General features: G+C 35.4%; 9 protein-coding genes. 1 reads left to right on the forward strand and 8 read right to left on the reverse strand.

What is annotated here, in order from left to right:
* The 5 genes from ACQ65V_RS08280 to ACQ65V_RS08300 form a co-directional block, all read right to left on the reverse strand.
* The gene (locus ACQ65V_RS08280; RefSeq protein ID WP_430467561.1) at window positions 1–1,278 is read right to left on the reverse strand and encodes a replication-associated recombination protein A; all 1,278 of its coding nucleotides are present in this window, start codon (window positions 1,276–1,278) and stop codon (window positions 1–3) included.
* A 111-nt stretch (window positions 1,279–1,389) separates the two neighbouring features.
* A complete protein-coding gene (locus ACQ65V_RS08285) occupies window positions 1,390–2,244 on the reverse strand; it encodes a hypothetical protein (protein WP_430467562.1) in 855 nt (284 codons plus the stop codon).
* An 18-nt stretch (window positions 2,245–2,262) separates the two neighbouring features.
* Entirely contained in the window at window positions 2,263–3,123 is an 861-nt protein-coding gene (locus tag ACQ65V_RS08290) for a hypothetical protein (protein ID WP_430467563.1), read from the reverse strand.
* 13 nt (window positions 3,124–3,136) lie between these two features.
* A complete protein-coding gene (locus ACQ65V_RS08295; protein ID WP_430467564.1) occupies window positions 3,137–4,654 on the reverse strand; it encodes a SusD/RagB family nutrient-binding outer membrane lipoprotein in 1,518 nt (505 codons plus the stop codon).
* Between the two features lie 8 nt (window positions 4,655–4,662).
* Window positions 4,663–7,737: a SusC/RagA family TonB-linked outer membrane protein gene (locus ACQ65V_RS08300; RefSeq protein ID WP_430467565.1), complete on the reverse strand. Its 3,075-nt coding sequence runs from the start codon at window positions 7,735–7,737 to the stop codon at window positions 4,663–4,665.
* Window positions 7,738–7,909: 172 nt separating this feature from the next.
* Between ACQ65V_RS08300 and ACQ65V_RS08305 the strand changes: the two genes are divergently transcribed.
* Window positions 7,910–8,662, forward strand: coding sequence for a rhomboid family intramembrane serine protease (locus ACQ65V_RS08305; RefSeq protein WP_430467566.1), 753 nt, complete (start codon window positions 7,910–7,912; stop codon window positions 8,660–8,662).
* A 9-nt stretch (window positions 8,663–8,671) separates the two neighbouring features.
* Here the strand turns inward: ACQ65V_RS08305 and rlmB are convergent, their stop codons facing one another.
* From rlmB to ACQ65V_RS08320, 3 genes are read right to left on the reverse strand one after another with little or no spacing between them, the layout of a single operon-like run.
* Window positions 8,672–9,406 carry a 23S rRNA (guanosine(2251)-2'-O)-methyltransferase RlmB gene (rlmB, locus tag ACQ65V_RS08310; protein WP_155089975.1) on the reverse strand — a complete coding sequence of 245 codons (735 nt, stop codon included), beginning with the start codon at window positions 9,404–9,406 and terminating at the stop codon, window positions 8,672–8,674.
* 49 nt (window positions 9,407–9,455) lie between these two features.
* Window positions 9,456–11,081, reverse strand: coding sequence for an aryl-sulfate sulfotransferase (locus tag ACQ65V_RS08315; RefSeq protein WP_430467567.1), 1,626 nt, complete (start codon window positions 11,079–11,081; stop codon window positions 9,456–9,458).
* Between the two features lie 52 nt (window positions 11,082–11,133).
* Window positions 11,134–12,822, reverse strand: coding sequence for a POTRA domain-containing protein (locus ACQ65V_RS08320; protein WP_430467568.1), 1,689 nt, complete (start codon window positions 12,820–12,822; stop codon window positions 11,134–11,136).
* Window positions 12,823–12,967 lie beyond the last annotated feature (145 nt).

Below are 12,967 nucleotides of genomic sequence, written 5' to 3' on the forward strand. Positions count from 1 at the left end.
CTAATAACCGTACTTATCTTTCCAAAGTGCCTTTAAATAATTGCGTTGTGCCTGCTCTCGAGCATTATTTCCTGGGTTATAAAGTGTCGTGTTTTTAATTTCATCTGGTAAAAACTCGTGATTGGCAAAGTTATTCTCGTAACTGTGGGCATATTTGTACTGGTCACCATAACCCAGTTCTTTCATTAATTTTGTTGGAGCATTTCTTATGGATAAAGGAACTGACAAATCACCAGTTTCCTTAACTAACTGCTGCGCTTTATTAATGGCTTCGTAAGCTGCATTACTTTTAGTAGAACTTGCTAAATAGGTGGCGCATTGGCTCAAAATAATCCGAGATTCAGGATTACCAATTACAGAAACCGCCTGAAACGTATTGTTTGCAATGACCAAAGCCGTTGGATTGGCATTGCCAATATCTTCACTGGCCAAAATAAGTAATCGTCTGGCAATGAATTTCACATCTTCACCACCTTCAATCATTCGTGCTAAATAATATACAGCTGCATTAGGATCACTGCCACGTATGGACTTAATAAAAGCTGAAATGATATCGTAATGTTGTTCGCCAGTTTTGTCATATCGAGCAGCCTTGCTCTGTACTTGTTTCATCACCAGATCATTGGTAATAACAATTGGTTCGTCTTCAAATGAGGTTACTAAAAGCTCAAAGATGTTCAATAGTTTTCTGGCGTCACCTCCAGAAAATCGTAACAACGCCTCAGATTCCTTTAATTCAATATTTAATTTTGAAATGATTTCATCCTCTTTCATGGCACGTTGCAACAAGGCTTCTAAATCCTCTTTACTGAACGCATTCAAAGTATAAACCTGACATCTTGATAGTAATGCCGAAATCACTTCAAAACTTGGATTTTCGGTTGTGGCACCTATTAAAGTCACCCAGCCTTTTTCGACAGCTTCCAATAGTGAATCTTGTTGCGATTTACTGAATCTATGGATTTCATCAATAAACAAAATAGGGTTTTTTGCAGTAAATAACCCGCCACTTTTTTTGGCTTTGTCAATAACATCCCTAATATCCTTAACTCCTGAATTTATAGCGCTCAATTTAAAAAAAGGACGTTCAGACTCATTGGCAATAACATTAGCCAATGTGGTTTTGCCTATACCAGGAGGTCCCCAAAGAATAAGGGAAGGAATGACTCCACTTTTTATTTGTTGATAGAGCATACCTTCTTTCCCTACTAGGTGTTGTTGGCTTAAGTAGTCTTCGAGAGTTTTTGGTCGTAGCCTTTCAGCTAAAGGAATATTCATACCATAAAATTATAGAGAATTTTGCTTATAGTTAGAATTTAATCCATAAAAAAACCATCAAATAATATTTGATGGTTTTTTGTCTAACCCTAAAAAGGTTTTTGATAAACCTTAGTTAGGACAAATGTTTGTCCCTGAGGTTATTTCGCCTGCAGCAGGAACTGGTCCGTCAGAAAACTCGGTACCATCTGGTGCAGTTAATGTATAAGTGTTTTCTTCCTCCCATCCTGGTGAACCAGCACCTCCGTTAGGAGTATAGGAAAATGAATAAACATCATTATCTACCATGCCTATTTCGAAAGTAGAACCTTCTCCTGATGCAGCATAGTTAGTATCAACACCATTTATTGTGGCAGTGATAAAACCACCATTCCATCCGTCGCCAAAAGCATCGTTTGTTACCAATGTCCATATACAGGCGTTAACGTTGTTTATGGTCAAAGTGATTTCTTCATCAATAACTGCAGCAGCAGTTGACACTCCCGTTAATCTAAAAATATAAGTCTCTGGAGCTTCATCAGCTACAGAGTCTAAGAGTGCGTCAATAGATAAAGAGAATGATTCTGTAAATGCAGGAATTTCTGCTACATAACCAGAACCTCCAAGATATCCATAACTAAAGAAACCTGAGTCAAACCAAGTATTGTAAGGTACATTGATGTCATCAAGCACTAAAGCTGCATATCCATTTCCACTGTTTGGATCTCCTATTGGCTCAGTGGTTGGGATTGGGTTGCCATCCGCATCAAGAACATCTATTCTTATAAAAATAGATTCATTGACAGGGTACTCCACATTAAAGTCATATACCGCAGTTTGGCCTTCATCAACGGTTTTGGCAGACTCAACTACAGTAATTGTAGGTTTGCCTCTTCGAGGTATTGAATCGTCGTCTTCACAAGCTGTATAAAAGAACACTAGTGTTACAGCTAAAACGATAGTTATTTTATTATATATGTATTTCATTGTATTCATTTTTTTAGATTAATCAATAGGTGTATAAACAGAAACTCCATTCTCACCGTAACCTTCACAGAACCATGAGATCGTTATGACTCCTGTGGTTGGATTCACAGCATTTACACCTCCATCAAGAGGGATGCATGCCCCCCAAGGATCGGTTTGTCCGGACCAAGTTATGTTATTACATATATCACTAAATTGTACTGTAAAACTCGTAGGACCTGTATTATAGGCATCAGCATAAGGACCAGAACTGTATAAACCTCCTGAGAAGTCAAATACCTCATACAACCCATCGCCAACGCTTACAACTTCGATATCCATAGTATTAGGATTATAAGCCGGTAAAAAGTCGTGATAACCATATGTGGTTGTAACACTGTACATTCCTGCTAAATCTGAGACACATAGACCGATAATTTCAATAGATATAGTTTGAAATTGCTGAGCTACTAGACCAACACTTGGTTCTGCCAACCTTAAAACCAATGTTTTAGAATTGTCAACATCTATATTGTCTGTATCTACAGTTAATTCAATCATACCAAAATCTCTATCTTCTTCAATGGTTACTGTTTGGCTCGGATTTGTAAAATTAAAATCAGTACCTGGAACCGCAGTGCTTGTTGCATCTACTATTAATGAAGCAGTTATATTTGGTGAAGATGCATACTCTAATCCATTTATTAGGTTTACAGGAATTTCCAATGTTTGCACAGATCCATCTACTTGAAAAATGGCATCTCTAGAAGTCTCAGAAAATCCAATTACAAATGGAGTAGTGGCAAATTCTCCTTCAACTTCTTGAACATCATCATCAACACATGATGTTGTCAATAGCATACTAAAAAGTATTAAAGCTAATAATTTTGTGTTTTTCATAATCAATATTTTTTTAGTCAACATCCCAGAAAATACTAGTTTCAAAGGCAGTGTCAACAGTTTGGTTAAATGGACTAACATTGGCAGTATTACCTGCATATTCTGAGGTCGGATATAATAAACGAATAGGACGATTAGGTCTATTTGTAATATCTGGTAAAGGCATATCACTTGGGTAACCTGTTCTAGTGAATTCTATCCAGGTTTCAATACCATTTGTTCCACCTAGATCAATCCATTTTTGGGTGATTATAGCCTCTAATTTATCAGCTGTTCCTTCCCAACCAATACCGTCTACATTATCTGATTCAGTCAGATAGTTGCCAATATTAGCGCCTAATCTTGCAAAAGAAGATGAAATCGCTTCCTGGAAAAGACCTTTAGCATCACCACTATTCAATATACCTTTAAACACTGCTTCAGATTGTAAGAACAATGCTTCTGAAGCTGTCATAATATAGCCATCTTGCAAAGGTGAGCTCAATAAACCAGGACCCAGACGCGAAGGCTGACCACCACCACCTTGGGTATTTCCTTGGATGCTAGATTGTCCTCCTCGTAATGCATAAAGTCTATTTAATCTACTATCTGAAACTGATGTTGTTGTTCCATCGAGCAATTCCACAAGAAAGATTGTTGGGCCAGTTGCTAAGTTACCAAACGTTACGTTTCCTGAATTCCCAAATTCGCCTGCAGCATAACCATAAGTGCTTGGAAAAGGACTCATTTGATTGTTAGTATCTGCATATCCTGGATTGATAATTACATCATCACCAGAAGTTATAAATGCTGTACCAGGCTGATTCAGTGTCGCTATTTCAGCATTTACAAATGTTGAAGCTTCAGAATTTGTTTGCGCATAGTCATATATTCTAACAATCATCCTTAACTTAATGGTATTGGCAAAACGAATCCATTTATCCATGTCACCATTCATCATTACATCGTTAGATCCCATGTCAATTGCAGAGTTTGCATCAGTATTTGATATCATGTCTATGGCATCATTTATTTGCGTAATTAAATTCATATACACCATTTCTTGACTGTCGTAAGAAGGAAATAAATTATTACCACGCTGATGAATCTCCGTAAAAGGAATATCACCATATAAATCTACTAAATATTGAAAGTAAAACGCTCTCAATATTAATGATGCGCCTTTAAAATAATCATAATTACCAGCATTGTCATTATTAATGATTTGGGTCAAATTCCCTGTTCGTGCCATTAAATTATCCCAAATATCATCATAGAAATCTGTAGTTAATTGATATTGAAATTCAGTAAAATAAGGAGCCTGTACTTGCTGGGCGTTACCAGACCAAGTAGCCGTCATTAGGTTACCTAGACCATTCATCCTTGAGATAAAGGTGGCTGCTGGGACAGTTTGTGCTCCAGGCATTATTACTTCTGGTGGTAAATCATTAATTACAACACCATTTGGATCTTCGTTAACCAGTACATCTTCACACGAGAATGTGAACATAACCAGCAAAAGTAGAATTGATTTTATTATTGTTGTCTTCATAGCTTTTTTTAAAAATTAAGTTTCACATTAAAATTATAGAACTTTGTTGGTGGTGTTTGTCCATAACCACCAATTCCAGAACCAATTTCAGGATCATTGTAACGTCTATTTTCTTTTGGTAGAACCACAAGTAAGTTACGACCACTAACACCGATAGAAGCACCATTGATGAACAAACCTTCTAACCATTCGTTAGGAATAGTATAACTTAAAGCTACTTCTCTTAGTTTAAATGCAGTGGCATCTATCACAAAATTTTCGTCAACTCCTAAGAAGTCACCACTTTGTACAAATGATTGATACTCCGCATAAGGTGTTGGCCCACCATAAGAAGGACCAGTTAACACACTTGTATTAGGTGTGCCTGTGCCCTCAACAGTAGAATTAGGAAATATAAAATGACCACGACCATTTTCTGCAGTAATAAAACTACGTCCTTGGCCAGTTAGGTTAGCATAGATACCAGAGTAAAATACGTGACCTGTTCTAAAGTCGGCTGTAGCACTTAATCTAAACCCTTTATAGTTGATTTCCGTACCAAAGTTTAAAATATAGTCTGGTGTTGTTCTTCCTAATACTTTCAAATCTGTAGCGACCTGAGGGGAACCATCTGAATTTAGGATAACGCGACCGTTTTCATCTCTTTCATAAGCACTACCTCTAATTAAAGGAAATTCCTGTCCTTGTATGGCATAGATTCCTGGTGCTCCTGAACCTAAAATATCAGAATCATCCGTAATTTTTGTTGCTACTGTTCTTTGGGATGCATATCCAAAATTTAAGTTCCATTCAAAATCATCAGTTTTGAATGGTGTTAAACCTAAATCAACTTCATATGCATTAGTCTCTGTTTCACCAACATTTACACCTGCGCTAAACACACTTGTTGAGCTTGATACAGACGCATTTAAAATTTGATTTTCGTTAGTGTAGAATGAATAACTACCATCTAATGTTATCCTTGGAATACCTCCACGATTTAATAATTCTAAGTTAAGATTCGCTTCAAAAGTATTAATAAACTCAGGCTCAATCGAATTGTCAAAAGTTGACGATGGAATAATGAAAGAGTTAATCCCGTTCGGATAAGGAAAAGCTGCTGGTCTAAAACCGGTATCATATAAATCGTGAGCTCCAAGAGCAGAAATATTTGCCACCTTTACAAAACCACCAGATACTTTCATCTTATGTAAAAAGTCTGTTTTCAAATCTGGAAAAGCCTTTGTTGGTATAAATGCTGCGCCAGCTGACCAATAAAAGAATCCGATATCTCCAATATCTCTACCTGGAGACTGTAATCTTGAGTCCCATTCTTGTCTTCCTGTAAGATTTAAGTACAAATAGTCTTTGTAACTTAAATCTACATTTGCATAAACTGCTTGTTGTCTAAATTTAGAACTAGCATCAGTAACTGTAACACCAGTAGAAATATTTTCTACGGTATAAAGTCCTGGTAAGGTCAACTGTGTACCAGAAGTTGTTTGTGAAAATGCTTCTGACTCTGTAGCATTAAAACCAACTAACGATTTTAACCCAATATCCTCTGTTAGTTGATAATTAAAGTTAGTTATTAAATCTGTGTATAAACGTTTAGAACTTGAGCTATTTACCGATAAAGAAGATTGTATGTCTCTACCATCTCCAGTAACTGTATATTCTGCAACATAATCGTTGACATATGATATTGATTTACCACCATTGGTAACTATGTTTGTTCTTAATACAGATGATATATTGTCATTAAACTGATAGCTTAACTCTGCAGTTAAATCTGAACGTACATTGTCAGCATTAGATCTCTGATTGTTTCTAACCCAGAACGGACTATCACCAAAAGCTGTCCAGTGGTCACTGTTACTACCAGAGTTAAATTGGTCTACTTCAACATCACTAGGAACTTGAGCTAATTGGCCATATACTCCATTAGATACTGATTGATCTTCAGTTGTAAAACGAGCAATTCCAGCAAGAGATAATTTACCAAAAGTTTTACCTGCGCTTAAAGCAAAAAAGTCTTTTTTGTATTCATCTCCACCGATTATACCATCAGTATTTCTTCTGTTAGCGGTTAGAGAGTAGTATCCTTCTCTGTCACCACCAGATAAGGAAATTGTATTTTGTTTAGCCACACCTTGAACAAAGAATTCTTCCATGTTATCCTCTTTAAATTCATAAGTGCCGTATCTAAAATCATTAAATGTTGGGTATGGTAAGCCAACAGGTTGAATAGAGCCATCATACTCAGGTCCCCAAGACCCTTGGTCAAAAGCATCTATTTCACCCCAATACCCTTTTCCATAACGGTCTTGTAATTGAGGTAAAAAAGCAACTTCTTCAAATGTAACTGTTGAAGATAACGAGATATTGAGCTTACCTTGATTTCTTTCACCTTTTTTTGTAGTTACTACAATGACACCATTACCACCTCTAGAACCGTAAAGTGCAGCTCCATTAGGACCTTTTAATACGTTAATAGATTCGATAATTTCTGGATCTAAATCAGATAACGTACCTGCGGTAGATATAACATTGTCTATAACAATTAATGCCGAGTTAGAACCAGATAAAGATCTTGTACCTCTAAGTCTAATCGTTGTACTTGGGTTAACACCAGTATTGGTAGTGTTAATTTGTAGACCAGATACTTTACCAGCTAAAGACTGAACTGCATCTGGGTTGTTTGCCGCAACAATTTCTTCGGCCTTTACGTTTTCGTATGCTGTGGTTATTTCATCGGGTTTTCTTTTGATACCCACAGCGGTTATTATTACTTCTTCTAATTGAGACGCATCTTCTATTAAGGTTACATTAATAGTGTTAGAGTCTCCAACGACCATTTCCTGGCTTTGCATACCAATATAGCTAAAGACAAGTGTGTCTCCAACATTTGCGGTAATCTGATAATTACCGTCTAAATCAGTTTGAGCACCATTGGTAGTGCCCTTAACTAAAATGTTAACACCTGGTAAGGGAAGTCCAACCTCATCTTTAACAACACCCGAAATGTTTTTTTCTTGTGCCGATATGGTCTGAAATAAGAAGACCAACAACAAGGTTAAAATACCTGAGTAGTTTTTTTTCATAGATTAATGAATTTAATTGATTGTTTATTGAATAATTCTTAAAATTAAAGCTAAATGTACATATATTTTGCATTAAATTATGCTTTTTATTGAAAGTTGTGATAAACATGACAATATTTCATAGAAATCTGTTTTGGTTATAAATTTGAAGCACTACAACTAAAAGAATTATATGTCTTCACAGCAACAGTTTAGATATTCTAACAGTATCATTATTTATCCTATATTAATGGTATTATTGATATGGATAGTGTTTTGGTATCAGGTTAGTGTCGATTATGGTATAAAATCTTTTGGCATAAGACCACAAAAGCTCGAAGGGCTTATAGGGATTTTTACTAGCCCTTTTTTGCATGGAGATATCGATCACCTTTATAATAATTCCATTCCGCTTTTGGTGCTTTCATTGGCGCTGTTCTACTTCTATAATAAAATTGCATGGAAAGTTATTCTTTATGGTATTTTATTATCTGGGTTTTTAACTTGGATAATTGGAAGTTCGGGTAATCACATTGGATCAAGTGGATTAATTTATGTATTGGTTAGCTTTATATTTTTTAAAGGAATATTTGCTAAACATTATAGGCTAATAGCTTTGTCTCTAATGGTTATATTTTTATACGGGAGCATGATTTGGTACGTGTTTCCTATAAAAGAAGGTATGTCTTGGGAAGGGCATTTAGGAGGCCTGATTACTGGTCTATTGTTTGCCGTAATATTTAGAAAAGAAATTGCAAAACCAGAGCGTTACAAATGGGAACAACCAGACTACAACGAAGAGGACGATCCTTTTATGCGACATTTTGATGAAGATGGAAACTTTATTGAAACTCTACCTGAAGATGAAATTGAGGCTGATTCAGAACTTGAAAATGAAAGCGCCACAACGATTAGATATATTTTTAAAAAGAAGGTTGAAGATTAGAATTGTCCGCTAAGAACGCTGCCTAACCGCTTCATATAAAAAAGCACCACAAGCCACAGAAACATTCAGTGATTCTATTTCACCTAGAATCGGAAGCTTTGCCTGATTATCTACAATTTTTAAAACCGAAGGGTTAATTCCCCTCCCTTCAGATCCCATAATGATAGCACAAGGTTCTTTAAAAGAAACATCATATAAAAAGTCCTCGGCTTTTTCCGTTGCAGCGATGACTTTAATACCAGAGGACTGCATATGAAATACTGCATCTTTAATATGGTCGACCTTACAAATAGGAATTTTAAAAATTGCGCCTGCGCTTGTTTTTATGGTGTCTCCGTTAATAGGAGCTCCACCTTTCTTCTGAATAATAATTCCTGAAACACCAGTACATTCTGCAGTACGTACAATGGCTCCAAAATTACGGACATCGCTCAGTTGATCCAATAATAGAAACAAAGGTGTTTTTCCAGATTCAATAACATTGAGTACCAAGTCGTCGATATCGTGAAATTCAATAGGAGAAATTTGAGCAACAGCACCTTGGTGATTTCCACGAGTTAGCCTGTTTAATTTCTCAATGGGTACGTAAGATGAATTAATGCCTTCAGACCTTAACAAATACTCAAGTTCTTGAAAAAGTTCGCTACGTACACCTTTCTGAACAAATACCTTGTCAATGGTTTCGCCCGATTTAATAGCTTCAATGATAGCGCGTATTCCAAATATGGTAGTCTCTTTTTCCATTATTTAAGAAGTTAAATAGTTTATTATAATCAATGCGTAATTAAAATGATTAACCCTTAATCACTTTTTTACTCACCATATTTGTGTCTGAATAAATTTTCAGAAAATATACACCATCTGAATTATTAGATAGGTCAATAGTTTTAGATGATGTTTCACCTATCTTACTTCCCATCATATTATATATTTCAACTCTATCAATAACAGTTGTGGAGTTGATTTGAATTCTATCTTTCGTAGGGTTAGGGTATAAGCTCACGATTGAATTTTCGAATTCAGAGACACCCAAATTATTGCAAGGAGTTAAATCTGGATTTGCTTCTAGAGGATCGCCAGGTGTTAAATCTCGACCTATAAATGCAGGATAATCAGGGCTGAACTTTGTAGCTCTAAATGAAAAATTGTTTGGTGGAGATGGTTCTCCTTGTTCATAAACGGTACCGTCTGCATTACTAATTGGCGAAATATATTCCCAAACCACATTTTCGTTAGAATCTATTTCAAAGAAATGAGCCTCTCTACCTTCGCATATTAAAATGTTGCCATTTGGTAACTGTCTGGCACTACTTACAATCGCAGAGTAAAAATCTGAGGGTTCTGTCGGTGGTGTACCAGGAAAAGTATAGAATGTATCAGTTGGTCCATAGGCAGTATCTGCAATATAAGTGTAATTTCCATTAACATCTACAGGTGGTTCGATAATATCAACTTGCGAATATTCTGGCGTTCTCTGAAACCCATTATTGAATATCATCAGTTTCCCTTCGTTTGGAAGGCCAGTTGGGATATAATACGGAGTGTGTTGTCCGTAGAGTTTTCTGTCCATTTCCGTACCTTGTCCATAAGCCTGAGGATTTCCCCATCGATACAATATATCACCAGCAGGTCCTGCAGCTTCAGAAGTTGTGGTATTATGGTCAATAACCCAAACTTCACTCATTCGTCTTGAGCTGATTACAATCTGATCAAACTCTTCATAATATTGTATGGCATTAAAATGCAACCAATTATTTATAGGGTCAAATCCATTTAAAAAGTTGATGTCTATTTTACCTGGGTTATCTTCAACAATACCAAAGTTGTCTTTTGAGGCATCAATATTCTGTATAACGTGATCCATAACATTCCATTCCCAAACAATATTCCCTCCAGTAGCACCGATAGGTTCTACTTCGTAAATACGCTCATTATACAATTGGTTGTCTGTGAGCAAATTAGGATCTCTGCCTGCTTGTATAGCATCAGCACCGTCAACTACAGTAGCGGCTAAAATGAGAACATTTCCATTAGGTAATGGAAATACATCATGGTGCGCTCTAGAGGAGTCAGAACTATCCGTCCATGTCCAAATGACGTTTCCATCCCAATCAAACATTTCTATTACACCACCTGCACCACCAAGTGCTACTGGGTCAGGACTCTGCACTAATCTTCCCGCTCTAAGTAAATTCCCATTGGGCATTAAATAAACAGCATTACCAGGAACGTAAGAACTAGACCATGAGTTTATTTCGCGACCACAGTTGTCTATTAAATAGGCTTTGGTATGTGTTGAGAATAGTGTATATCCTTCATAGGCATCTTCCGTTATTAAAATTGTGCCCATTGTATTTTGCCCAAAACTTAAATTTAAGGCAAGTAAGATAATAAGATGAAAAAGTAATTTTTTTATCATTCGATTTTCCTTTTTTGTAGCGCCTCAAATTTATTAGAATATTTCGTATTAATCAAAATGTAGTCGTTAAACTTACGTGTACCTTAGAATCTGATAATCTAAACTGTCTGTTTTCAGATTTTCCGCTTGAATAGTTTAATCGAAATAAACCAGCATTTGTTAGTAAACCCAGTCCAAAACCAAAACCAAAAAGCTTTTCTTTAGTGTCAGTTATTTGGTTTTCAAAATAAGCAGCATCCAGTACGGAGTGTACATATATGCTATTACTTAATCGGTATCGATATTCCGTATTTATAACTCCGTATAGATTTGCTACTAAACTATTCTCTTCAAAACCACGAATGGAATTAATACCTCCAAAGCGAAACAGCTCATTGTCTAAATAATCATCCGAGGTTAAGATTGCACCATTAAACCTAGTGTATACACTATTTTTAGGATTAAGGTTAAAAATTTTATAAGTATCTAAATTGGAAACAGTTTGACTTTGATTACCCATATCATTCTCGCGGTCACCAAAACCATATGATAGATCGAACCAAAAATTTATAGGAAATAAAGGGTCATAAAACTGAGGTTCTGTAAAGTTATAGTTTAAGGTGTAATAATTGCTTTTGTAATCATTTAATATAGAAGTATCATTATTTAAGAGGTTAGTGGAGTTGGTTGAGGTGATTCCTGCACCAATTCTATGCCGTGCATTTATTTGATAGTTGATTTTAGCATATTGTTTAGCGTTGGAAAACGTAGTGTCTTTTCTAAAAATGTTCAATCCAACCTGCAACCCAACTGGTGAGCCAAATAGATAAGGTAAATCAGCATCTACTCTAAATGTTTGCTGATCAATCTCATCACTTTTGTAAAATAGGTTAAGGGTTTCACCAAAGTTTAAATTATTAATGAGTCTTAAATCGAGATAACCATCAAACTCAATTTTATTTGTGTTTTCGTTGGTGCCAAAACCTAGGTAGCCATCAAAATTATTGGTTTGCTTTTTTTCTACATATAAATAGAGTGTTGTTGAATCTTGAGTAAAAAGAACTTCTGGGTCTTTAATTTTATTAGCAAAGCGTAAATCCTCTAAGAGTTCAACTTTGTTTTTGATTTCGTTGAGATTGAAAGTTTTCCCAGTTCTTAGTTTCATAAATCGCTTTATATATGATTGTGGAAATTTCTCATACCCTTTAACAATGATCTTGTCTATTCGTCTTTTTTGGTTGTTGACAATTTTTAACTGCGCTGAAATTAAATCTGGATTGAGTTTATAGATATTAATTAATTGAAGTGTTGAAAACGGATCGCCTTGTTCTGCGATTTTTGAATTTAACTGGTTTAGGGCACTTTCGAGCTCTGTAATATCTAGTTCAAAATAGTTCTCATCTTTAGTATGATTAATAAAGTTTAATAACTCAGCATTAAAACTTGAATCGTAAACTATTCTTATTCTATTGATTTTGTTTCCCAAAAAAAGACTGGCTTTAAATAGAGTATCATTTTGTTTTATAATACTATCAATGGTAGTATCAATAAAGCCCAATCTTGTTAGTCTGTATTTTAGGCTGTTTAGTTCTGATTCAATACCATTATAATTATCAAAAGAAGTTGAATACCCAATTGAATCGATAATGGCTGTTTTGTTTTTGTCTTCACCACTCACATCGAGGTTCAAGGTCTGGGCATTGGACTGAAGTGCATAAACCAATGCTAAAGCCGCAAAAATTGAACGATGAATGTTTAACATTTTAGATTTGTCTAGGTCTTTTTTTTCTTAGGAATGATAACGTAAAAATAGACCATATTATATATGTGTAAAATGAATAGTGATATTTCTTTGAAAAATAAATTCTCAAGTGTTTGAATTATAAATATATATTTCTACCTTTGCA

Source organism: Winogradskyella ouciana, from assembly GCF_965284585.1.
GTDB classification, from domain to species: Bacteria; Bacteroidota; Bacteroidia; order Flavobacteriales; family Flavobacteriaceae; genus Winogradskyella; species Winogradskyella ouciana.